This is a genomic window from Streptomyces sp. HSS9-12 (genome assembly GCF_054963655.1).
In genome coordinates this window covers 66,240-90,075 of record NZ_JBUEGC010000021.1, presented here as the reverse complement: position 1 = coordinate 90,075, position 23,836 = coordinate 66,240, and the positions used below count along the sequence as shown (strand labels likewise).

Here is a 23,836-nt window from a genome sequence, read left to right as displayed (position 1 = left end):
CCCCGGCAGCGTAGGTGCCGCACAGTAGAGGACAGGTTTCGGCTTCAGGAGATGACGATGCCGCTCACCCGCAGAGATTTCGCGAGGCGCTCCGCTTACACCGGCGCGGGCGTCGCGCTCGTCGGCAGTGTCGGTGTGCTGGCCACCGCGCCCGGGGCCATCGGGGCCGAGGCCAAGGCCGCTGGCAGCGAGGCCGCCGAGGGCGGGGCCCAGCTCGGGTACGGGCCGCTGGTCCCGGACCCCGACGGCATCCTCGCGCTGCCCGCGGGCTTCTCGTACCGGATCATCACTCGCACCGGCGTGACCACGCTTCAGTCCGGCGAGTCGACCCCCTCCAACCACGACGGCACGGCCACCTTCCCGGGCCCGCGCGGCGTGACCCTGCTGGTCAACAACCACGAGCTCAAGGGCCCGCGCTCCAAGTGGCCGCACCCGGTCCCGCTCACCGACGGCCTGGTGTACGACCCGGCGGCCTCGGGCGGCTGCACCGTCGTCGAGGTTCACCCGCATGGCGGCCCCGTCGCCGAGTGGGTCGGCATCGCCGGCACCTCCACCAACTGCGCGGGCGGACGCACCCCCTGGGGCACCTGGCTGACCTGCGAGGAGACCGAGGACAAGGCCGGCGTCAACGGCATGACCATGGACCACGGCTACGTCTTCGAGGTCGACCCGTACGACCGGCGGGCCAACCGTGACCCGAAGCCGATCAAGGCGCTCGGCCGGTACGCGCACGAGGCCGTCGTCGTCGATCCCAAGCGCGGCCACCTCTACCTCACCGAGGACGCCGCCACCCCCAACGGCCTGTTCTACCGCTGGACTCCGCCGGCCCGCTTCACCCACGGCCGCGGCCGGCTGGCGACGCTCGCCGACGACGCGGGCGTGCTCCAGGCCCCGAAGTGCTTTGACTCCGGCGGCAACTTCGTCGACGACCTCTCCCGTGCCACCAAGGTCGGCACGGTCTACGGCGTGGACTGGGTGGACGTGCCCGACCGGGACGCCAAGACCGTGCCGGTGCGCAAGCAGTTCACCGACGGCCAGGTCACCCGCGCCCGCAAGCTCGAGGGCATGTGGTGGGGTGACGGCGGCGCGTACATCGTCTCCTCCTTCGCCCGCGCGGAGAGCCCGGTTCAGCACGACGGTCAGGTGTGGTTCTACAACCCGGGCCGCCGGACGCTGACCCTGAAGGTGCTGCTGGGCGTCAACCCGAACCCGAGCCAGGACGGCGCGTTCGACGGCCCGGACAACATCACCGTGTCCCCGTACGGCGGGCTGCTCATCGCCGAGGACGGCGAGGGCATCCAGCACCTCTTCGGCGCCACGGAGGACGGGCGTACGTACCCGATAGCCCGCAACGAGCTGAACATCGGCACGGCGGACGCGCCGGAGTACAGCGAGTTCACCGGCGTCGTGTTCTCGCCGGACGGGAAGACGCTGTTCGCCAACATCCAGGAGCCGGGCATCATGCTCGCGATCACCGGCCCCTGGGAGCGTCGGACCGGCTGAGCCGAAACCTTTCGAGCGTCGGCTCAACACGTACGGAACGGGCCCCGGCTGCCTCTGTCGCCTCAAGCGACTTGGCGGGCCGGGGCCTGTCGCGCCGTGCAGCTCAAGGGCTGCACCTGTCCGCGACAACACCGGCGGGGTGGCCGCTTCCGTCCGCTCGGGGCGCGGTCGGGTGCGGTCAGTCGGCGGGCTTCTCCCAGACTGAGACGTGCCGGCGGCTCTCGCTGGTGAACGGCGCCCGTGACCACCCTTCCCACCGGTCGCGCAGCCGCAGCCCGGCGAGCCGCGCCATCAGATCCAGCTCTGCCGGCCACACGTACCGGAACGGGATGGACCGGTGCTTGGCATGCCCGTCGACGATCGTGACGTAGTTCGAACTCCTCGCCTGAGTGGCGGCATCGTAGATGTCGAACGCCCACCGCGTCGGGCTGAGGTCGAGCATCCCGGGACCGTACCGCTCGCGGCCTCGCCGACGCGCGCGATTTTCCACCGCTGCCCCGTAGGCTGCCCGCATGATCGAGGCAGTCGCATTCGACGTCGGCGAGACTCTCACCTGCGATGACCGCTACTGGGCGTCCTGGGCCGACTGGCTCGACATCCCCCGGCATACGCTTTCCGCGCTCGTCGGCGCGGTGGTAGCCCAGGGACGCGACAACGCCGACGCCCTGCGCCTCGCCCGCCCCGGGGTGGACGTCGCGGCCGAGCACCACGCGCGCGAAGCCGCCGGCCGTGGCGAACGGATCGAGGAGAGCGACCTGTATCCCGACGTGCGGCCCGCGCTTACTGCGCTGCAGGAAGCGGGCGTACGTGTCGTGGTTGCCGGGAACCAGACCGCGCGGGTGGCCGAACTGCTGCGCAGCCTCAACCTCCCAGCCGACGTGATCGCGACGTCAGGAGAGTGGGGCGTGGCGAAACCGAGCCCGGAGTTCTTCGCACGCGTCGTCGAACTCGCCGGCACCGAGCCCAACAACGTCGTGTACGTCGGTGACCACCCCGCCAACGACATCGCCCCCGCCAAGGCGGCAGGCCTCCGCGCTGCCCACATCCGCCGCGGACCGTGGGGCAGCCTCTGGGCCGGCACCTGCGAAGCAGAAGCTGCGGACTGGCACATCGACTCGCTCACCGAACTGCCCGTGCTTCTCGCACAGTAGCCGGGGGCTGACCGGTGTCGAGTGGCCTCGTACGGGCCGGAGAGCGCACGGCACAAGGCCATGCGGACAAGGTGCAGTTGATCCAGGCTGTTGAGGTCTGAAGTGGCCCGGGCGGGATGTTCTACGCCTGCGAAGGCTCTTTCGCGAAGCATGGCCGCACACCGCTGCGACCAGCCCGCGGGCGGCGACCGCTCGCGGGCCTGAGATCGGGCCCGCCAGCGGCAGCACGCCACGCCCCCGCCGTCGGCCCTCACCAGCGGCCCCTCCGGGGCCGCTGTGCTCAGAGGGCTTGGGCAGCGGGTTTCACCATTCCGCGGACCGTGCGGGAGTCCACGTATTCGCCCAGAGCCGTCATCTCCCACTCGCCGGAGTACTGGCGGATGAGCTTCGCCATCAGCACGCCGGTGCGGGGCTCGGAGCTGGTGAGGTCGAAGCGGACAAGTTCCTGGCCGGCGCCGTCGAGGAGCCGGCAGTACGCCTTGGCGACCTCGGTGAACTTCTGTCCCGAGAAGGAGTTCACCGTGAAGACCAGCCCGGTGACCTGCGGGGGCAGGTCGCCCAGGTGCACGGTGATGACCTCGTCGTCGCCGCCGCCCTCGCCGGTGAGGTTGTCGCCGGAGTGCTGGATGACGCCCCCGAGGATCGCGAGTTTGCCGAAGTAGCAGGCGTCGATCTTTTTGCGGTCCGGGCCGTAAGCGATGACGGACGCGTCGAGGTCGATCGACTTGTTGCGGTAGGCGGGCTCCCAACCGAGGCCCATCCGCACGGAGGTGAGCAGCGGGCGGCCGCCCTTGACCAGGGAGACGGTCTGGTTCTTCTGCAGGCTGACCCGGCCCTTGTCGAGGTTGACCTTCCCGGTCCCGCCCATGGACCCAGCCCCGGGCGCGGCGTGCGCGACCGATGCGGCAGACGGCGCCGCGGGCTGCGGGGGAGCGGCCGGACGGGGCGGCTGAGCCGGAGCCGACGGAGCGGGAGCCGGCGGAGCTGCGGGCGCCGTGGTCGTGGTCGTGGCCGTGGCGGGCTCCTCCACCGTTACGCCGAAGTCGGTGGCGATCCCGGCCAGCCCATTCGCGTACCCCTGCCCCACCGCACGGACCTTCCACGCCCCGCCCCTGCGGTACACCTCCATCACCACCAGCGCCGTCTCGGTGCTGAGCCGCGGCGGCGTGAAGGTGGCGAGCACGCCGCCGCCGTCGGCGTCGCGCAGCGTCGCGGTCGGCTCGGTGCCGGCGAAGGTCGCGCCCGGGGCGTCCAGGCTCGCGGTCACGACGACCTTGTCGATGTCCGCGGGCACTGCGCCGGTGTCCACGGTGATCGAGTCGGGGCCCGAGCCGTCGCCGGAGCGGTGCGTCACGCCCGGTCCCGTCGGCTGGTTGTAGAACACGAAGTCGTCGTCGGAGCGCACCTTGCCGCCCTCGGCGAGCAGCAGGCCCGACACGTCGAGCCGCACCGGGGCGGTGACATCCACCACCACCCGCGGGACGGTGAGCGGGATGTTCGAGCCAGGGGTCATAGCTGTCATGACCGAGGTAACGAACGAACCCCGCTTTACGGTTCCATTACCCGCGCCCGCTGTCGCCCGACCGGGCCAGCGAGGCCAGATGCACATCCACCGGCTGGACGCGTCCCGGCAGCGCCTCGGTGCGGTCCCACCAGCGAATGCCGTCGATCTCGTCGCTCGGGGCGAACGGGCGCGGGGAGAAGACCTCGCCGGTGTAGAGGGCGCCGCAGACCGCGCGGCGCTCCGGGCCGATGGCGACCGTCGCGTACCCCACGAACCGCAGGTCCTCGACGATCTGGCCCGTCTCCTCGCGCAGCTCGCGGACCGCGGCCTCCCGCGCGCTCTCCCCGGCCTCGATCCCCCCGCCGGGCAGCTCCCAGCACCGTCGCGACCGCTCGTGCACCATGAGCAGCCGATCCCCGTGCCACAGCGCCACCAGGGAGAAGCGCGGCCCCGTACGGTCCGGCGGCTCTCCCTCCGGCACCGGGTGGAAGGCGAGCAGGTCGATCCCGGGCGGGCCGGGGACCAGTGGCTCGGCCGAGGACTCCGTCATGCCCGGACTCTACGGGCAGCAGGCTCGGGGCTGCCATACCGGCGGGTAGGTGCGGAGGGTCCCGCACCCGGATGGCGGTGACCGAGGCCGGCGCAGGCCGTCCGCCCTGGCGAGTGAGCGCGACGCCGTACCAGGGCAGCTTCCCGTAGTGGGGTGACGGCAACTGCGTAGCCCACCAGGGGCTTGCTGACCAGACGAGGGGGATGTGCATGAGCCTCGACGCACCAGGCATCACCGGCACCACCGCCACTACAGCGCAGGCGGCTCCCGGCCCGGACGCCATCCACGGCACCGTCGCGGAGGGCTTCGACCACGTACGTGAGGTCTTCGCGGCAGTACTCGCCGAGGAGCCCGGCCACGCCGCTCAGGTCGCGGCCTACGTCGACGGCCGGCCGGTCGTGGACCTGTGGGGCGGGCCCGGCATGGCCGAGGACTCCCTCATCGGCGTGTTCTCGTCCACCAAGGGCGCCGCCCACCTGGTCGTCGCCCTCCTCGTCCAGGACGGCACGCTCTCCCTGGACAAGGAAGTACGCCACTACTGGCCGGAGTTCGCCGCCGAAGGCAAGGACGGCATCACCCTGCGCGAGCTGCTGAGCCACCAGGCCGGCGTCGTCAACACCGTCGCCGGGTTCTCCCCGGCGGAGCTCGCCGACGACCGGCTGGTCGCCGAGCGGCTGGCCGGACAGCGGCCCTACTGGCGGCCGGGCACCCACTTCGGCTACCACGCGCTGGTCATCGGTGCCCTCACCGGCGAACTGGTCAGACGCACCACCGGGATGACGATGCAACAGTTCTACGGCCAGCAGATCCGGGATGCCCGCGGCGTCGACCTGTTCATGGGGCTGCCGGAGGAGTACGAGCCCCGGGTGCTCGATGTCCTGCCGATGGAGCCGACGCCCGAGCAGGAGCGGGAGCCGGCCGAGACCTGGCACGCGCCCGACAGCCTCAGGGGCATCGCGTTCAACGAGCAGCACCCCGAGGCGCCCCTGTTGCAGGGACTCCCCAACCTTCGTGTCGTACGGGCGGGCGGCCCCGCGTCGGTCGGCGGCGTGGCCACCGCCCGTGGTCTGGCCCGGATGTACGCCGCGGCCATCAGCACACTCGACGGCAAGCCGCCGCTGCTGACGCCCCGGACAGCGGCCGAGTTCGCCCAGCCCCACTCCACCGGCTACGACATCGTGCTGCGCAAGCACAAGAGCTTCGCGCTGGGCTTCACGGTGACCGGCGACGACCTGCCGTTCCTGGGGGCGGGGACCTTCGGCCACGACGGCGCGGGCGGTTCCATGGGCTTCGCCGACCTGCGGGCCGGACTGACCTTCGGCTATGTACGGCGCCGCTTCCCGTGCCCCGAAGGCGTCGGACCGGACGGGCACCGGCTCGCCGAGGCCGTCCGCCGTTGCGCGACCGGCCGGGGCGGCCCGACGCCGGTCGTGTGACGGAGCCGGCACTCGTACCGCTGCCGCAGCGCGGCCTTCCATCGCCGTCGATTGGGGCGGCCGGGCCGCGAGATGGACGGCGTCTGGCCCGTAGCGGGGGCCGAGGTGAACGGTTGACCCCTTATGTGGCCGCCCATAGAGTCCCGGAAGAGTTCACCATCGGGGACAGCGTTCTGCCTGTCGAACGGCGCCCCGACTGCGGCACGCAGGAGGAACCCGCGGTGGCAGCACCAGTCTGGAGCGTGGACCCCCGAACGGGGAGGCAACGGGAGCAGGTTGCGGTCGAGGCCACGGCCGAGGAAGTCGACCGGGTGGTGCACGCCGCGCACGCCGCGCGCGGGCCGCTGGCCGACCGTGCCGTACGGGCCGCGTTCCTGCGCACCGCCGCCGATCTGCTGGACGGAGCGGGCGAGCACGTCGTCGAGGCCGCCGACGCCGAGACCGCGCTGGGGCCCGGCCGGCTCACCGGCGAACTGACCCGCACCAGCTACCAACTGCGGGCGTTCGCCGACATCGTCGACGAGGGCGACTTCCTCGACATCCGCATCGACGAACCCGACGCCACCCTCTCCCCGCCCCGCCCCGACCTGCGCCGCTACAAGGTGCCGCTCGGTGTCGTCGCCGTCTACGCGGCCAGCAACTTCCCGCTCGCCTTCTCCGTTCCCGGCGGCGACACCGCCAGCGCGCTCGCCGCGGGCTGCCCCGTCGTGGTCAAGGCGCACCCGGACCATCCCGCCACCTCAGAACTGTGCGCGGCCCTGCTGCGCCGGGCCGCTACGCTCCACGGCCTTCCTGCGGAACTCGTCGGCCTGGTGCACGGCTTTGACGCGGGCATCGAGCTGGTCAGGCACCCGCTGGTCGCGGCGGCCGGATTCACCGGTTCCGTACGAGGCGGCCGCGCGCTCTTCGACGCGGCCGCCGCCCGGCCCGTACCCATCCCCTTCCATGGCGAGCTGGGCAGCCTCAACCCGGTTGTGATCACCGAGGCCGCGGCGAGCGAGCGCGCCGAACAGATCGGGAATGGCCTCGCCGGTTCGATGACGCTCGGCGTCGGCCAGTTCTGCGTCAAGCCCGGACTGGTGCTGGCGCCGGTGGGCGCGGCGGGCGATCGCGTGGTGAAGACCCTCACCGACGCTGTCAGCGACACCCCCGAAGGCGTCCTGCTGGACTCCCGGATGCGCGAGGCGTTCGTCGAGGGCATACGGGCCAGGACCGCGCTGCCCGAGGTGGAGAGCCCGGTGACGCCCGGGGAGAGCGGCGAGAACGCGGTCAGCGCCGGCTTCCTCACCGTCCCGGCGGCGCGGCTCGCCGCCGACGAGGAGTACGAGCCGCTGCTGGAGGAGTGCTTCGGGCCCGTCACGGTCGTGGCGCGGTACCAGGACGAGGCCGAGGTCTCCGCCGTGCTCGGACGGCTGCCCGGCAGCCTCTCCGCCACTGTCCACATCGGCGAGGAGGAGGCCGAGAGCGACGGCCGCGCCGCGAAGCTGCTGGCGGAACTCGTTCCGCTCGCGGGCCGGGTGGTGGTCAACGGCTGGCCGACCGGGGTCGCGGTCGCCTCCGCCCAGCACCACGGAGGCCCGTATCCGGCCACGACGTCCACCTCCACCTCGGTCGGCGGCACCGCGATCGAGCGCTGGCTGCGGCCGGTGGCCTTCCAGAACACCCCGGCCGCGCTGCTGCCGCCGGAACTGCGCGACGGCAACCCGCTCGGCCTGCCGCGCCGCGTCAACGGCCGCCGCGAGGGCTGAGAGAACCCAGCGGCACGCTCGCCCCGGGCCGGGGGAATGGCCGGCGCGGGCAGGGCTGGTGTGTCCGCCCGGGGCGGCGACGCAGCCGTCTGCTCCGACGATGCGTGCGAGGTTCCGTAGCCCGGCGGCCGGAACCCGCACGTCAGCGGGCATGTATAAGTGTTCCTTTTGATTCGCATTCAGTGATATGCGATGGACGGGGAGACCGGCTCGGCCCATAGTGAGGGGAGCGTGACTCCTCCCTCCGGAGTTCCGGGGGCTTCGGGGGGCTCCGGGGGGCTCCGGGGGCTTCGGGGGCGGGGGCGTCATGCCCTGACCGGTGCCAGGCGGCGCGGGATCAGACTGCAGCACAGCGGTAGCCATCACCGGCACAAGCCGGTGGTCTGCGATGGAGGTCTGATGGAGACGAGCCCAGGAGGCGCCGAGTTCGCGCCGCAGACGACGTACCTGAACACCTCGTCCAGCGGGCTGATGCCCGCCCGCGCGGTTGCCGCCCTGCGGGCCGCGCTGGACGAGGTGGACGCCGGCCGGCCGGTCGAGGACTTCCAGGCCGTGGAGGCTTCGCGTGCCGCGTTCGCCCGCCTCGCGGGGGTGCCGGTGGAGCGCGTGGCGGTCGGCGGGTCCGTCGCGGTGTACGCCGGACTGATCGCGTCCGCGCTGCCCTCCGGCGCGGAAGTCCTCGTTGCCGACGGTGACTTCAGCTCCCTGGTCAACCCCTTCGTGGTCCGCGGTGACCTCAAGGTGCGCAGCGTCCCGCTCGACGGCCTCGCCGACGCCGTACGTCCCGGCACGGCGCTGGTGGCGGTCAGTGCCGCGCAGTCCGTGAACGGCCGGATCGCCGACCTGGAGGCGATCCGCTCCGCCGCCCGTACCCATGGCGCCCGTACGCTCGTCGATGCCTCCCAGGCGGCCGGCTGGCTGCCGCTGACCGCGGACCGCGACGACTTCACCGTGGCCGTCGGTTTCAAATGGCTGATGTGTCCGCGCGGTGTCGCCTTCTTGGTCGCACCCGAGGACCTCGACGCGCTGACCCCCGTCTTCGCCGGCTGGGTCGCAGGCGAGGAGCCGGCGGACAGCTGCTACGGCCCGGTCGAGCAACTCGCCCGCTCCGCCCGTCGCTTCGACGCGAGCCCCAGCCTCATGTCGTACGTCGCGGCTCAGCACTCCCTCGCGCTGGTCGAAGAGCTGGGCCCGGAGACGATCCGTGCCCACGACACGGCGCTCGCCGAGCGCTTCCGCGCCGGTCTGGCGGAATTGGCCGGTCCGGCGCAGGAGATGGCGTACGAGCCGGTGCCCGCGCCGGGCTCCCCGATCGTCTCGGTGCCAGGACTCGGCCATGCCGCCGGCCGCCTCGCCGAGGCCGGCGTCCATGTCTCCGCCCGGGCCGGCAACCTTCGCGCTTCCTTTCACCTCTACAACACGGCCGCCGACGTGGACCGGCTGCTTGAGGTGCTGTCCGCGTTTCCCGCGCGCGCCTGAACGGCAAGCGCCCCTGCGACTCGTCTGAGCCGCAGGGGCGCTCGTACCCCAGGACTACGACCTCACCGTACGGGGGTGAAGTCGCGCGCCCCGATGAACTCCGGTCGCCGGACCGGGGCCGCGAACGGCTCCACCGCGGCGTTCTCCACGCTGTTGAAGACGATGAAGACGTTGCTGCGCGGGTAGGGCGTGATGTTGTCGCCCGAGCCGTGCATGGCGTTGCAGTCGAACCAGGTCGCCGAACCCGCCGGGCCGGTGAACAGCCGGATGCCGTGGCGGCTCGCCAGGTCGGTCAGGGCCTCGTTCGACGGCGTGCCCGCGTCCTGCATCTGCAGCGACTTCTTGTAGTTGTCCTTCGGGGTGGCCCCCGCGCACCCGAGGAACGTCCGGTGCGAGCCCGGCATGATCATCAAGCCGCCGTTGGTGTCGTAGTTCTCGGTCAGCGCGATCGAGACGGACACCGTCCGCATGTTCGGCAGACCGTCCTCGGCGTGCCAGGTCTCGAAGTCGGAGTGCCAGTAGAACCCCGAGGCACCGAAGCCCGGCTTGACGTTGATCCGGCTCTGGTGCACATACACGTCACCGCCGAGGATCTGCCGGGCGCGGCCCACCACCCGCGGGTCTCGGACCAGGTTCGCGAACACCTCGCTGATCTTGTGCACCTCGAAGACCGACCGCACGTCGTTCGACTTCGGCTCCACGATCGAGCGCTCGTCGGCCCGGATCTTCGGGTCGGTGATCAGCCGGTTGAGTTCGGCGCGGTAGGTCACCACCTCCTCGGGAGTGATCAGCTGGTCGACCGTCAGGAAGCCGTCGCGGTCGTAGTCGTGCAGCTCGGACGGCTGGATGGGGCCCGGCGTCCCCGGCTCCGACCACACGACCGGGTCCCGCCGCGGAGTGATCACCTCGGTGGCGCCGCGCGTCGGATACAGGTCGGTCGTTCGCTCGGGTGCGGTGGTCATGGTGGTGCTCCTTCTCCTCTCGTACGGCCCTGATGCGGGTTCCCCGAAGGGAAGATCAGCTCTCCGCGGGCTCCGTGAGCAGCGGATAGACGCCGTTCTCGTCGTGGTCCTCACGGCCGGTGACCGGCGGGTTGAAGACGCACAGGCAGCGGAAGTCCTGCTTGATCCGCATCGTGTGCCTCTCGTGCCCGTCCAGGAGGTACATCACACCCGGCGTGATGATGTGTTTCTCGCCGGTCTCGTCGTTGGTGAGCTCCGCCTCGCCCTCGATGCAGACGACGGCCTCGATGTGGTTGGCATACCACATCGACGTCTCGGTGCCCGCGTACAGGATGGTCTCGTGGAGCGAGAAGCCCACGCGCTCCTTGGCGAGGACGATGCGCTTGCTCTCCCAGGTACCGGACTTGGACTTCACATGCCGGTCGGTGCCCTCGATGTCCTTGAAGGATCGGACGATCACGGTGATTGGTTGCCTTTCTTCTCTACGGTCGGCGGTGCTGCCTGGCGGTGGGCCCGCTCAGGCTGTCTCGCGCACCGCCCGGGCGAGGATACGCAGACCCTCGTCCAGCTCCTCCGGGCTGATGGTCAGCGCGGGCAGCAGCTTGACCACCTCGCCCTCCGGCCCCGAGGTCTCGATCAGCAGCCCCAGCTCGAAGGCGCGGCGTGCCACCTGAGAGGCGCGGGACTTGTCGGCGAGCTCCATGCCCCAGACCAGGCCGCGGCCACGGATGTCGGCGCCGAGCCGCGGGTGCTCGTCCTTGATCGCGCGCAGCGCCTGCTCGACCTGCTCACCGCGGGCGATGGTCTGCTTCTCCATCTGGCCGTCGGCCCAGTAGGTGTTCAGCGCCGCGGCTGCGGTGACGAAGGCCGGGTTGTTGCCGCGGAAGGTGCCATTGTGCTCGCCCGGCTCCCAGACGTCGAGCTCGGGCTTGAAGAGCGTGAGCGACATGGGCAGGCCGTAGCCGCTGATGGACTTCGACACCGTGACGATGTCCGGGACGATGCCGGCCTCCTCGAAGGAGAAGAATGCGCCGGTGCGGCCGCAGCCCATCTGGATGTCGTCGACGATCAGCAGCATGTCGCGGCGCTTGCACAGGTCCGCCAGGCCGCGCAGCCACTCCGGGCGGGCCACGTTGATGCCGCCCTCGCCCTGCACCGTCTCAACGATGACGGCGGCGGGCTGGTTGAGGCCGGAACCCTGGTCCTCCAGCAGCCGCTCGAACCACAGGAAGTCGGGAACCCGGCCGTCGAGGTAGTTGTCGAACGGCATCGGGGTGCCGTGCACCAGCGGGATGCCCGCGCCGGCCCGCTTGAAGGCGTTGCCGGTGACGGCGAGCGAGCCCAGCGACATGCCGTGGAAGGCGTTGGTGAAGGAGACGATCGACTCGCGGCCCTTGACCTTACGGGCCAGTTTGAGGGCGGCCTCGACGGCGTTGGTGCCGGTCGGGCCCGGGAACATCACCTTGTACGGCAGGTCGCGCGGCCGCAGCACGATGTTCTGGAAGCTCTCCAGGAAGGCGCGCTTGGCGGTGGTGCTCATGTCCAGGCCGTGGGTGACGCCGTCGCGCTCGAGGTAGTCGATCAGGGCGCGTTTGAGCACCGGGTTGTTGTGGCCGTAGTTCAGGGACCCGGCGCCGGCGAAGAAGTCGAGGTAGGTGTGGCCGTCCTCGTCGTACATGTAGCTACCCTGCGCACAGTCGAAGACGGCGGGCCAGCCGCGGCAGTAGCTGCGCACCTCCGACTCCAGGGTCTCGAAGACGCTCAGGTCGGGCGGGGTGATGGTCACAGCATGCTCCTGGGAGATGAGTGGCGGGGGAGAGGAAGTCAGGGGGTTGCTGGGGGTCGGCGAGCGGGTGCGTCAGGGCGCGGCGGCCGCGGCGGATGCGGCCTGCGCGGAGTCCGCGGCCGCCAGCGGGCCTATGCGGTACAGCACCTCGGGCTCGTGCCCTCCGTCGGGGAACAGCCCGCCGTCGAAGAGGACTTCGCGGTCCACGTGCGCACCGTGCCGCTCGGCGAACGAGGTGAAGAGGCGGTTCGACGCGGTGTTGTCGGGGGTGATCGTGGTCTCGACCCGGCGTACGCCCAGCTCGTCGACGACCCGGGCGGTCAGCCCGTCGAGCAGCGCACCGGCCAGGCCCCGGCCGCGGTGCGCGTGGTCGACGGCGACCTGCCAGACGACGAGGGTCTGCGGGCGCTCGGGGCGGATGTAGCCAGTGATGAAGCCGACCGGCTCGCCGTCCCCGTCGCGCGCCACCACGGAGGTGGCCGCGAAGTCGCGGCACCACAGCAGGTAGCTGTACGAGGAGTTGAGGTCGAGCACCCGGGAGTCACGGGCGATGCGCCAGATCGCGGCTCCGTCCTCGACACGGGGTGCGTCGAGCTTCAGCCCCTCCGGCATTTCGAGAAATTCGCTGTGGGCACGTGCAAGGTCTGCTTGTGCGGCGGTCATGCGAATTTAATTTACCTAGCAGAAATTGAAATTGCATCGGCGGATGGGGTTACGCGAGGAGGGGGTCATGTGTTATCGCGCGGGGGTGCGCGCGTGCGCGGACGCTCCAAGGTTGCAGATGATTTATCCGGAAAATTCCGGGTGAAACGGACGTGGTGTGGAGTCCATCACAAATGCGTAACGGCTCTGAGATGCGTCCGAATTACGGCGCTTGTGCTTCGTAAAACTTCTGCGTTTGGGGCTCGGAAAACGGGGCAGAAGAATACGGGAAGCTGCGCGTCCGAGGAATTGGGAATTCGCCTGCAGAAGATATCGCGAAATGCTGGAGGTGTCGTTCGCGTGACTGGGGGCATGCCGCCGCGGTGCGCGGGCTCGTACAGTGCCTGCCATGACTGAGAGCGCGGCGGTGCTGCACATCAAGGGGCGGGTGCTGGTCGGACCGGAGGAGATCCGGGACGAGCTGTGGGTGATGGACGGCCGGATCACCTATGAGCGGCCGGCGGGCGCCCGCGATATGGCGACCCTGACCGGCTGGGTGCTGCCGGGCCTGGTCGACGCGCACTGCCACGTGGGGCTCGGCACCGAGGGCCCTGTCGACGAGTCGACCACCGAGAAGCAGGCGGTGACCGACCGGGACGCGGGCGCCCTGCTGCTCCGCGACGCCGGCTCGCCCTCGGACACCCACTGGATCGACGACCGCGAGGATCTGCCGCGCATCATCCGCGCCGGCCGCCACATCGCCCGTACCCGCCGCTACATCCGCAACTTCGCGCACGAGATCGAGCCGGAGGACCTCGTCGCGTACGTCGCTCGGGAGGCGCGGCGCGGGGACGGCTGGGTCAAGCTGGTGGGGGACTGGATCGACCGCGAATCCGGTGACCTGGCGGCCTGCTGGCCGCGCGGCGCGCTCGAGGCGGCGATCGCCGAGGCGCACCGGCTGGGTGCGCGGGTCACGGCGCACTGCTTCGCGGAGGAGTCGCTGATCGACCTGGTGGAGGCCGGGATCGACTGCATCGAGCACGCCACCGGGCTCACCGAGGAGACCATTCCGCTGTTCGCGGAGCGGGGCGTGGCCATCGTCCCCACGCTGGTGAACATCGCGACGTTCCCCAAGCTCGCGGCGGGCGGCGAGGAGAAGTTCCCGCGCTGGGCCGACCATATGCGGCGGCTGCACGAACGCCGCTACGACACGGTGCGCGCCGCGTACGAGGCCGGCATCCCGGTGTACGTGGGCACGGACGCCGGGGGCTCGCTCGCGCACGGTCTGGTGGGGGCGGAGGTCGCGGAACTGGTCAAGGCCGGGTTCCCGGCGGTGGCAGCGCTTTCGGCCACGGCCTGGGGCGCCCGGCGGTGGCTCGGGCGCCCGGGCCTGGAGGAGGGGGCGCCGGCCGACCTGGTGGTCTACGAGACCGATCCGCGGGCGGATGTGCGCGTGCTGACCGCGCCGCGGCAGGTGGTGCTGCGCGGCCAGGTCATCGGCTGAGCCTGCCGATTTCCTCGGCTGGGCTGCGTTTTATTCGCCCGGTTGACGCAGCGTTACCACGAGGCCGCGGGCGTCGTTGACATTGCCCGCGGCCTGGCTCATGGGGCGTTGCGGGGGTGACGAGGGGGAGCGGAGACAACCCCGAAATCGAATACCGACGCGGAAACCACCCTTTGGAGTGAAGTCCCGTCAGCTTGCCGCCCATTCACTCTCAGTACGTAAAGATGTCGGGCGTCGAGGTCGTCGGCGCTCTTGATGTCCCCCATTGGCCGCGTCGACGACTCCAAGTCTCTTGTGGGGGTTTCTCACTGTGAACAACTCTGCCTTCAGCATGCCCGCACGCCGCGCCGCCGCCGTACTGACCGCCGTCGCCCTGACGGCCGGTCCCGCGGTGCTCCTTGGCGCTGCGCCCGCGCACGCCACCGGAGGCGAAGGGAAGGCTGCCGCCGCCGTGCTCCGCGCCGGCCTGGATGTCTCCCTGCTCAACAAGGCCCATGTCCCGCTGGCCGCCTCCCTCAACGAGGTGCACGCGCCGCAGAGCGCGAACAAGACGGCGCTGACAGTGAAGGTGGACGGCGCCGAAAACGGCAAGCCGGTCAACCTGCTGCGCGCTGAGGTAGCGACCGCCCGCGCCACCGTGGACCACAGCACGTCGGAGGGGTACTCCAACCTCGTCCGCGCCAAGGTCCGGGTGCCCGGTCTGCCGCTGCTGTCGCTGATCGAGGTCGAGCAGGTGACGTCGAAGGCGGTGTGCAAGGCGGGCGCGCGGCCGACTGCCAAGTCCAACGTGCTGGGCACCGTGCGCGTTCTCGGCAAGAAGGTCACCCTCAGCGCGGCCGGTACGACCACGGTGCAGGTGCCGGGCGTCGGTGAGGTCCAGCTGGAGCTGTCGAAGACCTCGACCACCTCGCGTACGGCCGCTGCCACCGCGCTCGACCTGAAGGTCTCCGTCAAGCCGCAGAAGCTCGGCGTCGGCGCGGTCAACGGCCAGGTCACGCTGGTTGAGGCGAGCTGCGAGACGCCGGAGGGCTCGGGGCCGTCCCAGGAGCCGTCGGAGGTGCCCTCGGACTCGCCGGAGCCGGGCGGCAGCGGTGGCTCGGACACGGGGTCGGGCTCGGGTTCGGGTTCGGACGTCAAGCCCCAGACCGGATCGGGCAAGGACTCGGACAACCTCGCCGAGACCGGTGGCAGCTCCATGACGCCCTACCTCGCAGGCGGCGCAGCCGTGCTGGTTGCCGCGGGCGCCGGGACGCTGGTGCTCGCACGCCGCCGCCGCACCGCCACGGGTGGCGACAGCGGCTGAGCCGGAGCAGGCCGAAGGCCCGGCCCCGCGGGGCCGGGCCTTCGCTGGGACCGGCTGTTCATATGCGGCACCGGTGAGACAGCCGGGGTGCCTGCGTCCCCGCTCACGTAGCCACGTGGGCGGGGACGCGCGTTGCAGGCCCGTACAGCCGTGTACGGCCGCCTGTCAGCGGTCGGCGAGGGCCTTCCCGAGCGCGTCGGCGAAGCGGTCCGTCGTCGCCCGGTCCCGTACGGCCAGCCGCAGCCAGTCCGGGCCGAGGCCGGGAAAGGTGTCGCCGCGGCGGACGGCGAACCCCAGGTCACGCAGCCGCTCCCGGACGCCATCGGCGCCCGCCAGGCGTATGAGCACAAACGGGCCCGCTGCCGGGCCGCAGACGTGCAGGCCGGTGAACTCCGCCAGGCGGTCCAGCAGATGAGCGCGGTCGGCGGCGATGCGATGGGCGGCGTGCGCGGCCTCCGCGAGCGCTGGGGGCGCACAGCACGCCTCAGCCGCGGCCAGCGCCGGGCTCGACACCGGCCACAGCGGCTGCGCCCGCTCCAGGGCCGCGATGGCGTCGGGCGCGGCAAGCACATAGCCGATCCGCAGCCCCGCCAGACCCCAGGTCTTGGTGAGGCTGCGCAGGACGACCAGGCCCGGCACATCGGTACGCCCGGCAAGGGACTCGCGCTCGCCCGGCACCGCGTCCATGAACGCCTCGTCCACCACCAGCACGCGGCCGGGCCGGGCGAGCCGCGCGATGGCCCCTGCCGGGTGCAGCACCGACGTGGGGTTGGTCGGGTTGCCGACCACCACCAGGTCCGCATCCTCGGGGACCGCGTCCGGGCCGAGCCGGAAGCCCTCCCGTACGTCCAGCACGACCTGCTCCACCCGGTGGCCGGCGTCCCGCAGGGCCGCCTCCGGCTCGGTGAACTGCGGGTGCACGACCACCGGCCGACGGGTGGGGAAGGCACGCGCGATCAGGACGAATGCCTCCGCCGCACCGGCCGTCAGCAGCACCCGCTCCACGGGCAGCCCGTGCCGTACGGCCACCGCCTCGCGAGCCGCCCGCCCGTCCGGGTAGGTGGCGAGCCCGTCCAGCGACGCGGCTATCCGAGCCTTGAGCCATTCCGGAGGCGTACCGCCCCGGACGTTGACCGCGAGGTCGGTCAGGCCCGCTCCGCCGTCCCGGACTTCCGCGTCGCCGTGGTGGCGCAGGTCGTGCGCCGGGGCCGTCTGCTCAGTGGGCATGAGTGTGGTCGGCGTGGTGATGGTGCCCGTGCCCGTGACCGTCGCCCGAGGGGTCGTTGGGGTGGTGGTGCGGCTGCTGCGGCAGGCCGACCTTGTGCTCGAAGCCCGGAAGCGCGACGCGGTAGACGCAGGAGTCGCAGTTCATCCGCAGGTCGCCCTCGACGGCCTCCCGATAGCGCTCCATCACCAGCTCCACCAACTCCTCGGTGGGGCCGATGACATCCGCGGACAGCACCTCGGCCTCCGGGTGCGCCGCCGCCCACCCCTCGGTCTGCAGCCGCACCCGGTCCGGCAGGATGCCGGTGAACAGGAAGTACGGCAGCACGATGATGCGGCGTGCACCGAGCTTCAGGCAGCGGTCCAGGCCGGACGGCACATCGGGCGCCGCGAGCGACACGAAGGCCGTCTCCACGCCCGCGTAGCCCCGGCCCTCCCACAGCAGCCGCGCGGCCTTGTACACCTCGGCGTTGGCGTCCGGGTCGGTCGAGCCGCGGCCCACGAGCAGCACGGTCGTGGCGGCCCGGTCCGACGGCGTACGGGCCCCCGCGCCCAGCGCCTCGTCGAGCCGGCGCTCCAGCACCTTCAGCAGCTTCGGGTGCGGGCCGAGGGGCCGGCCGTACCGGTAGGAGATGCCGGGGTGGCGCTCCTTCTCCCGGGCGAGCGCCGCGGGAATGTCGCCCTTGGCGTGCCCGGCGGAGACCAGCATCAGCGGCACGGTGGCGAACGACCGCACGCCCTGCTCGACGAGTTCGGAGACCGCGTCGGCGAGCGGCGGCGGGGACAGCTCGATGAACCCACCCGCCACCGGGAGGTCCGGATTGCGTTTGCCCAGCTCCCGTACGAATGCGCGGAAGGCCTCGGCTCCCGCTTCGTCACGGGTGCCATGGCCGGCGATGAGCAGCGCGGGCGGGATCACGGAATCTCCTTGAGGGGTGGTGTGCTGACTGCTGCCCAGCCGGCTGTGGCGGAGCCGGCTGCTTCGGGGGAGTCGGTAGTGGGGGCGTACTCGGTGGGCTGGCTGTACTCGGTGTAGAGAAGGGCGTTCAGGGCAGCCGCGGCAACCGCCGAGCCACCCTTCTCCGAGATGTTGCTGACGGCCGGCAGACCGCTCTCGCGCAGTGCGGCCTTGCTCTCGGCCGCACCGACGAAGCCGACGGGCAAGCCGATGACCAGCGCCGGCTCGGCATCGAGCACGAGCAGTTCCTCCAGCGCCGTGGGGGCACAGCCGATCACCCAGACCGCTCCCGGACCGACCTGCTCGTAGGCGAGCCGCACGGCGTGGGCGGAACGGGTCAGTCCGGGGCCCGACTTGGCCTCCGGCAGCCGGCAGACCGCCTTGCGGGCGGTGATCCCCGCGGCGACCATCTCGACGTCGGCGACGATCGGCGCCCCGGCGCGCAGCGCCGCGTACGCGGCGACGAGCGACGGCTCGTCACACACCAGGTCCGTCGCGTACTCCAGGTCGGCGCTGGAGTGGATGACCCGCTCGACAACAGCCCGCGTGAGCGGCGGGAAGTGGCTGGTGTCGAGCCGCGACCGCAGGATGCGGAAGGACTTGTCTTCGATGGGGTGGACCGTGCGGGTCACGGGGCTCCTCCGGAGGGGCGGACGGTGGCGGTGCCCCCTGGGGGAGGCACAGAGGGCACGCCGAGAGCAGTCTCCTCGATGGCGTCCACGGGGCATATCTCGATGCACTCGAGGCAGCCGGTGCACAGCTCGGCTCGCACCAGGAGGGAGCCGCCCCGCGGGCGTATCGCATGCGTCGGACACGTCAGCAGACAGGCACCGCAGCCCGCGCAGCGCGAACTCACCTGCACGGCCGCCGCATCGGGCCCAGCGCCGTGACCGGTGTGACGCGGCGTCATGACTGCCACCGGTAGCCGCGGGGCGTCACCATGCGGCCCGCGATCGCGCGGGTTGCGGTGTTGCCGACGACCACGACGGTCATCATGTCGACCGTCGCCGGGTCGAGTTCGGCCAGTGTCGTCAGCCGGCTGCTCTCGTCCGGGCGCGAGGCGTTGCGCACCACGCCGACCGGTGTCGTCCCCGCGCGGTGCTCGGCGAGGATGCCGAGCGCCTTCGGCAGCTGCCAGTCACGGCCCCGGCTGCGCGGGTTGTAAAAGGTCACCACGATGTCGGCCTCGGCCGCGGCCCGCACCCGGCGCTCGATGATCTCCCAGGGTGTGTGCAGGTCGGACAGGCTGATGGCGACATGGTCGTGGCCGAGCGGCGCGCCGAGGATCGCCGCGGCGGCGAGCGCGGCCGTGACCCCCGGCACGCCCACCACATCGATGTCCTCACTCGCCTCGGCGAGCGCGGGCGACGCCATCGCGTACACCCCCGCGTCACCGCTGCCGATCAGTGCGACGGCGTGCCCCGCGCGGGCCTCCGCCACCGCCGTACGGGCCCGCTCCTCCTCGGCTCCGAGGCCGGATTCGAGGATGCGGGTGCCGGGGCGCAGCAGGTCGCGGATCTGGTACACGTACTGGTCCAGCCCGACGACCGTCGATGCGCGGCGCAGCTCCTCCCGGGCGCGTGGCGTGAGCAGATCGCGTGCCCCGGGGCCGAGTCCGACGACCGCGAGTCGGCCCCGCGGGCGGCGGCGGGCGATCGCGCAGGTGGCCATCGCCGCACGGCCTTCCGGCGCGGACTTGCGCTTGGCGACGGCGAGTTCGGCACCCGGCCCGGCGGCGAGCAGCGCGGAAGCCTCGGCGACGCTGGGCGTGCCGACGGCGGACAGGGGAGCGTCGGAGGGATTGGGCACCTCTACGGGGGAGAGCGCGTCCGCCGCGTACGTGGTGAGCGGCAGGCCGAGCGCCTTGGCCGCCTCGATCAGCCCGGGCTCGTCGGCCTTGGCGTCGACGGTCGCCAACTCGGTGACCGACCGCTGGGAAAGGCCCGCCGCGGACAGCGTTTCCCGTACCAGCCCGAGCACCTCCTCGACGGTCACCCCGCGGCTGGCTCCGACCCCGACGACGAGTGACGGCGGGCGCAGCACGGCCGTGCGCTCGTCGAGCGGGACGACCCGGTCGGTGATGTGCAGCGTGGCGTGGGGCTCGGCGGCCCCCGCTGGCCCGTTGTCGACTGCGGCCTCCGTGGGCGTGCGGCGCGGGGCGGAGCCTGCGGGTGCGGGTGCGGGTGCGACGTTTGGTGGAAAGGCCGGCAACGGCCATATCGCGTCGGCGTGGAGGGCGACCGGCTCTCCGTCGAGGATCGCGCGCGTCACCGCCGCGACCGCACCCTCGACAGGCCGCCCCAGCGTGTCCAGGCCGGGGATCCCGGCCGCGTCGGTCGCAGTCGTCACCACCGGGCCGCACCCAGGCAGAAGGTCGGATACGGCCACCGCGAGCGCATTCGCTCCGCCGCCGTGGCCGCCCAGCAGGGCCACGGCATGGTGCTGTGCCTCGTCGACGCAGACCACCCCCGGGTCGCTGTCCTTGCCCGCGAGCAGCGGGGCGAGGAGCCGCACCGCCGCACCCGTGGCGAGGAAGCACACCAGCTGCTCGCACTCGGCGAAGGCACGCTCGACCGCCTCGCGCACCGGGCCGTCGTACACCCGGGTACGGTCCGGCCAGGCCGCGGCCAGCCGGTCGCGGGCGGCGGCGCCGGCCGCGGTGGCGGAAATGAGGCCGATCACGAGAGTGCTCCTTCGGTTCCAGGGAAGGCTGTTGGGGATTGGGCTTGGGTGCGGCCGGGCTTCTGCCCAGCGCGGTCGTCGCGTACACCCCACAGCACGAACACGGGGTTGGTCGAGGCAAGCCGGGTCACCTCACCCGGCAGCGGGGCGAGCCGCGCCGACTGCAGCAGCACCCCGTCCGGTACGAGCCCGGCCGCGGCCAGCGCGGACCGTACGGCCGGCACCCGGTCCAGCGCGGCGAGGGTGACCACGACGCTGCGCCGCGCCCGCTGGGCGCAGGCCGCCACGATCGCCGGCAGTTCCTGCCCGCCGCCGCCGATGAACACCGCATCGGGGTCGGGCAGCTGAGGCAGCACGGCGGGCGCGGTGCCGGGCACGGCCTGGACGTCCACGCCGTGCGCGGCGGCGTTCGCCCGGATCCGCTCCACACCGTCCGTGCTCTTCTCCACGGCGACGGCCGCGGCGCCGAGCCTGGCGCACTCCACGGCGACCGAGCCCGACCCGGCGCCGATATCCCACACCAGGTCGCCGAGACGCGGCCCGAGGCGGGCCAGGGCCAGTGCCCGTATCTCGTACTTGGTGATCAGCGAATCGCGGTGCTCGAACTCGCTCTCCGGCAGCGCCCACTGAGCGGGAGCGGAGCGCGGCCCGGCCACAGTTCGCACGTGCGGGGACAGTGCGCGGCCCTCGTCCAGACAGAGGACGACGCTGACCGCATCGGGCCAGTCGCGGGCGGCGGCTTCCGCGGGGGAGAGCCGCTCGACGCGTTCGGCGCCGGGGGTACCGAGCGCGGACGCGACCACGAGCGTGCGCGCCGCGCCGGACCGCGCGAGCGCGGCGCCGAGCTCGGCGGGGCCTGCTCCCGGGCCGGTCAGCACGGCGGTCTTGGGGTGGGCACGGCAGACGTTGACCGCCGTGCGAACGTCCCGGCCGTGTGCGCTGATGACGACGGCGTCGTCCCACGGCAGGCCGATCCGGGCGAACGCGACCGCGACGGAGGGCGAGGTCGGGTGCACCTCGAGTGCCTGCGCGCCGAACCGTCCGGCCAGTGCCCGCACAATCCCGAAGAACCCGGGGTCGCCGGAGGCCAGCACCACAACGCTCGCCGCCACGGCCGCTTCGCGAGTCCGGCCGGGTTCCATGGGAACTGCGCGGTCCACGCCGGCCCCGGACGCAGCCGGCGCCAATGGCGCGACCCTCATCGGGGCTTCTTCGTGAGGGAGCGCAGGATGAGAGGCGAGGTGGTCGGCGATACGGTCCAGGGCCGGGGCCAGCGGGCCCAGGACAACACGGCCGGTATGAGGCGGTAGTTCGGCCGCTTCCAGGTGACGGCGGGCGCCCACGACCAGACCGGCAGTGGCGAGGGCCTCGCGGGCCTGGGGAGGAAGGCCGGCGCCCGTGCCGGTGCCAATGACGGTGATCATGGAATCAGCCCTCCCCCGCACCGGGCGACGACCGCCCGTCCGGTGAAGTCGACCATCGCCGCGTCGGCCACGATCCGCCGGTCCACGAAGCGTTCCATCACATCCACCACCCGACGGCACAGCTCCAGCCCCGCCGGTTCCAGCAGCCCTGCCGACTCCCACAGTTCGTAGGCGTGCCGCGCCGTGTTGGCCACCGCCACCTCGGACGCGACCGATTCCGGGCCGCCGACGGCACGGGTGATGTCCGCGAGAACGCCCGTGTCCACCTTGGACCGGGTGTAGTGGGTCATCAGCACGCCGGAGGCGAGCTTGGTGAGCTTGCCGATCATGCCTACGAACGTGACCCGGCCCACGCCCTGCTCGACCGCGCGGCGCAACGCCGCCCCGGTGAAGTCGCCCACCTCGATGAAGCACACCTCGGGCAGCCGCGGCAGCAGCTCCATCGCACCGCGCTCCGTGCGCCCGCCCGTGCACAGCACCACCGCCGGGGCGCCCTGCGCCGCCGCGACCGACACGGCCTGTTCGACGCTCGCCCGCCAGGATGCGGTCGAGAACGGCCGGACGATCCCGGTCGTGCCGAGGATCGAAATCCCGCCCAGTATGCCCAACTTGGCGTTGGTGGTCTTACGGGCCCGCTGCTCGCCGTCCGGCACGCTGATGGTGACATCGACACCGCGCTCGGCGAGGTCGATGACCTCGCCCACCGCCTGGTTGATCATGGCCCGGGGGGTGGGGTTGATGGCCGGCCCGCCGACCTCCAGGCCGAGCCCCGGCTTGGTCACCACACCGACGCCGACCCCGCCGTGCAGAGCCAGACCGGGCCGGTCGCGCCAATGCACCGTGGCCGTCAGGTGCGAACCGTGGGTCACATCCGGGTCGTCACCCGCGTCCTTGACCACGACGGCCTCCGTACGCCCGGGCCGCAGCTCGGCCGAGCGCTCCACGGCGAAGGTCACTCGACGGCCCGACGGCAGCGCGACCTCCACCCATGCTTGTGGCTCGCCCGTCACCAGGTGCAGCGCAGCGGCGCGCGCCGCCGCGGAGGCGCAGGTACCCGTGGTCCAGCCGGTGCGCAGCGCCTTGGGGCGCTGCTTGGCCGTACGCGGCAGATCCGGCTCGCGCAGCTCCGGACCCTCGGCAGACAAGCCGGTCATGGCTGGGACCTCTGTGCGCGCAATGCCCGCCGGGAGGCGGGGTCAGCACGGCGGAAGCCGTGGAAGTGACCGGGGTGGTAGAGGTGTGAGCGGGTGCCGGAGGCGGACAGTGCGGAGCCGACCAGGAAGAGGGTGTGCTTCCAGAGCTTGTGTTCCTTGACCGTCTCCTCCAGCGTGCCGATCGTGCAGTGGAGCACCAACTCCTCGGGCCAGGTGACCTGGTAGGCGATGATCACGGGCGTGTCCGTCGGATAGCCACCCTCCACCAGCTCCGCCGCGAGCTGCCCCGACCGGGCCGCCGAGAGGAAGACCGCCATGGTGGTGCCGTGCCGGGCGAACTCCCGGACCTCCTCGCCCTGCGGCATCGGCGTCTTGCCGCCCCCCAGCCGGGTCAGGATCACCGACTGCGCGACCTCCGGAATCGTCAGCTCTCGCTGGGCTATCGCAGCGACCGCCGAGAACGATGACACGCCCGGCACGACCTCCACCTCCAGCCCCAGCTCCACGCAACGGTCGAGCTGCTCCTGCGTGCCGCCCCACAGGGCCGGGTCGCCGGAGTGGATACGGGCCACCCGCAGCCCGTCGCGAACCGCCCGCTCGTAGACGACGAGCACGTCCTCCAGGGACATCGTCGCGGAGTCCAGGATCTCCGCCCCCTCGCGGGCGTGCTCCAGCACATCCGCCTGCACCAGGCTGGCCGCCCAGATCACGACGTCCGCCTCCGCGATGGCACGGGCTGCCCGGAAGGTCAGCAGGTCGGCGGCGCCCGGACCGGCGCCGACAAAGGTCACCTTGCCGGTGGTCTCAGCGGCCATGGGAGTTCCTC

General features: G+C 72.0%; 21 protein-coding genes and 1 pseudogene. 7 read left to right on the top strand and 15 right to left on the bottom strand.

Features of this window, described 5'->3' with window-relative positions; genetic code table 11:
• Positions 1-57 precede the first annotated feature (57 nt).
• Positions 58-1,503, top strand: a complete 1,446-nt coding sequence (locus ACY34J_RS13915) for an alkaline phosphatase PhoX (RefSeq protein ID WP_462726759.1) — start codon at positions 58-60, stop codon at positions 1,501-1,503.
• 178 nt (positions 1,504-1,681) lie between these two features.
• Here the strand turns inward: ACY34J_RS13915 and ACY34J_RS13910 are convergent.
• Positions 1,682-1,930, bottom strand: a pseudogene (locus ACY34J_RS13910) (SAM-dependent methyltransferase); the annotation flags it as partial.
• Positions 1,931-2,015: 85 nt separating this feature from the next.
• Here ACY34J_RS13910 and ACY34J_RS13905 point away from each other — a divergent pair.
• Entirely contained in the window at positions 2,016-2,654 is a 639-nt protein-coding gene (locus ACY34J_RS13905) for an HAD family hydrolase (protein ID WP_462726758.1), read from the top strand.
• A gap of 280 nt (positions 2,655-2,934) precedes the next feature.
• On the opposite strand, the gene ACY34J_RS13900 is transcribed toward ACY34J_RS13905, so the two are convergent.
• Both ACY34J_RS13900 and ACY34J_RS13895 read right to left on the bottom strand, forming a co-directional pair.
• On the bottom strand, positions 2,935-4,167 hold the full coding sequence (locus ACY34J_RS13900; protein WP_462726757.1) for a TerD family protein: 1,233 nt from the start codon (positions 4,165-4,167) through the stop codon (positions 2,935-2,937).
• A 46-nt stretch (positions 4,168-4,213) separates the two neighbouring features.
• Positions 4,214-4,708 carry an NUDIX domain-containing protein gene (locus ACY34J_RS13895; RefSeq protein WP_462726756.1) on the bottom strand — a complete coding sequence of 165 codons (495 nt, stop codon included), beginning with the start codon at positions 4,706-4,708 and terminating at the stop codon, positions 4,214-4,216.
• 209 nt (positions 4,709-4,917) lie between these two features.
• Between ACY34J_RS13895 and ACY34J_RS13890 the strand changes: the two genes are divergently transcribed.
• The 3 genes from ACY34J_RS13890 (at position 4,918) to ACY34J_RS13880 (ending at position 9,371) form a co-directional block, all read left to right on the top strand.
• On the top strand, positions 4,918-6,144 hold the full coding sequence (locus ACY34J_RS13890) for a serine hydrolase domain-containing protein (protein WP_462726755.1): 1,227 nt from the start codon (positions 4,918-4,920) through the stop codon (positions 6,142-6,144).
• 221 nt (positions 6,145-6,365) lie between these two features.
• Complete coding sequence (locus ACY34J_RS13885) at positions 6,366-7,892, top strand: aldehyde dehydrogenase (NADP(+)) (protein WP_462726754.1); 1,527 nt, start codon at positions 6,366-6,368, stop codon at positions 7,890-7,892.
• A gap of 399 nt (positions 7,893-8,291) precedes the next feature.
• A complete protein-coding gene (locus ACY34J_RS13880; protein ID WP_462726753.1) occupies positions 8,292-9,371 on the top strand; it encodes an aminotransferase class V-fold PLP-dependent enzyme in 1,080 nt (359 codons plus the stop codon).
• A 62-nt stretch (positions 9,372-9,433) separates the two neighbouring features.
• Here ACY34J_RS13880 and thpD read toward each other — a convergent pair whose 3' ends face one another.
• The 4 genes from thpD to ectA all read right to left on the bottom strand — a co-directional run bounded on the left by thpD (position 9,434) and on the right by ectA (position 12,782).
• Positions 9,434-10,333, bottom strand: a complete 900-nt coding sequence (thpD, locus tag ACY34J_RS13875; protein WP_462726752.1) for an ectoine hydroxylase — start codon at positions 10,331-10,333, stop codon at positions 9,434-9,436.
• A 55-nt stretch (positions 10,334-10,388) separates the two neighbouring features.
• Positions 10,389-10,793, bottom strand: a complete 405-nt coding sequence (locus tag ACY34J_RS13870; protein WP_462726751.1) for an ectoine synthase — start codon at positions 10,791-10,793, stop codon at positions 10,389-10,391.
• A 57-nt stretch (positions 10,794-10,850) separates the two neighbouring features.
• The gene (gene ectB, locus ACY34J_RS13865; protein ID WP_462726750.1) at positions 10,851-12,119 is read right to left on the bottom strand and encodes a diaminobutyrate--2-oxoglutarate transaminase; all 1,269 of its coding nucleotides are present in this window, start codon (positions 12,117-12,119) and stop codon (positions 10,851-10,853) included.
• A 72-nt stretch (positions 12,120-12,191) separates the two neighbouring features.
• Positions 12,192-12,782 carry a diaminobutyrate acetyltransferase gene (gene ectA / locus ACY34J_RS13860; protein ID WP_462726749.1) on the bottom strand — a complete coding sequence of 197 codons (591 nt, stop codon included), beginning with the start codon at positions 12,780-12,782 and terminating at the stop codon, positions 12,192-12,194.
• 388 nt (positions 12,783-13,170) lie between these two features.
• On the opposite strand from ectA, the gene ACY34J_RS13855 reads away from it, so the two are divergent.
• Together ACY34J_RS13855 and ACY34J_RS13850 are read left to right on the top strand one after the other, a co-directional pair.
• Complete coding sequence (locus tag ACY34J_RS13855) at positions 13,171-14,265, top strand: amidohydrolase family protein (protein WP_462726748.1); 1,095 nt, start codon at positions 13,171-13,173, stop codon at positions 14,263-14,265.
• A gap of 331 nt (positions 14,266-14,596) precedes the next feature.
• On the top strand, positions 14,597-15,568 hold the full coding sequence (locus ACY34J_RS13850) for an SCO1860 family LAETG-anchored protein (RefSeq protein WP_462726747.1): 972 nt from the start codon (positions 14,597-14,599) through the stop codon (positions 15,566-15,568).
• A 165-nt stretch (positions 15,569-15,733) separates the two neighbouring features.
• Here the strand turns inward: ACY34J_RS13850 and cobC are convergent, their stop codons facing one another.
• From cobC to cobM, 8 genes are read right to left on the bottom strand one after another with little or no spacing between them, the layout of a single operon-like run.
• On the bottom strand, positions 15,734-16,795 hold the full coding sequence (gene cobC / locus ACY34J_RS13845; protein ID WP_462726746.1) for an Rv2231c family pyridoxal phosphate-dependent protein CobC: 1,062 nt from the start codon (positions 16,793-16,795) through the stop codon (positions 15,734-15,736).
• Positions 16,785-17,711, bottom strand: a complete 927-nt coding sequence (locus ACY34J_RS13840) for a sirohydrochlorin chelatase (RefSeq protein WP_462726745.1) — start codon at positions 17,709-17,711, stop codon at positions 16,785-16,787. Before ACY34J_RS13840 ends, cobC begins: the two co-directional genes overlap by 11 nt.
• Positions 17,708-18,382, bottom strand: a complete 675-nt coding sequence (locus ACY34J_RS13835; RefSeq protein ID WP_462726744.1) for a precorrin-8X methylmutase — start codon at positions 18,380-18,382, stop codon at positions 17,708-17,710. The genes ACY34J_RS13840 and ACY34J_RS13835 overlap by 4 nt, the downstream gene beginning before the upstream one ends.
• Positions 18,379-18,660 carry a DUF362 domain-containing protein gene (locus ACY34J_RS13830; protein ID WP_462726743.1) on the bottom strand — a complete coding sequence of 94 codons (282 nt, stop codon included), beginning with the start codon at positions 18,658-18,660 and terminating at the stop codon, positions 18,379-18,381. The genes ACY34J_RS13835 and ACY34J_RS13830 overlap by 4 nt, the downstream gene beginning before the upstream one ends.
• Complete coding sequence (gene cobJ / locus ACY34J_RS13825) at positions 18,657-20,432, bottom strand: precorrin-3B C(17)-methyltransferase (protein ID WP_462726742.1); 1,776 nt, start codon at positions 20,430-20,432, stop codon at positions 18,657-18,659. Before cobJ ends, ACY34J_RS13830 begins: the two co-directional genes overlap by 4 nt.
• Positions 20,429-21,856 (bottom strand): precorrin-6y C5,15-methyltransferase (decarboxylating) subunit CbiE, encoded by a 1,428-nt coding sequence (gene cbiE, locus ACY34J_RS13820; RefSeq protein ID WP_462726741.1) that lies wholly within the window; start codon positions 21,854-21,856, stop codon positions 20,429-20,431. Before cbiE ends, cobJ begins: the two co-directional genes overlap by 4 nt.
• Positions 21,853-23,010 carry a cobalt-precorrin-5B (C(1))-methyltransferase gene (locus ACY34J_RS13815; protein ID WP_462726740.1) on the bottom strand — a complete coding sequence of 386 codons (1,158 nt, stop codon included), beginning with the start codon at positions 23,008-23,010 and terminating at the stop codon, positions 21,853-21,855. Before ACY34J_RS13815 ends, cbiE begins: the two co-directional genes overlap by 4 nt.
• Positions 23,007-23,825 (bottom strand): precorrin-4 C(11)-methyltransferase, encoded by an 819-nt coding sequence (gene cobM, locus ACY34J_RS13810; protein WP_462726739.1) that lies wholly within the window; start codon positions 23,823-23,825, stop codon positions 23,007-23,009. The genes ACY34J_RS13815 and cobM overlap by 4 nt, the downstream gene beginning before the upstream one ends.
• Positions 23,826-23,836 lie beyond the last annotated feature (11 nt).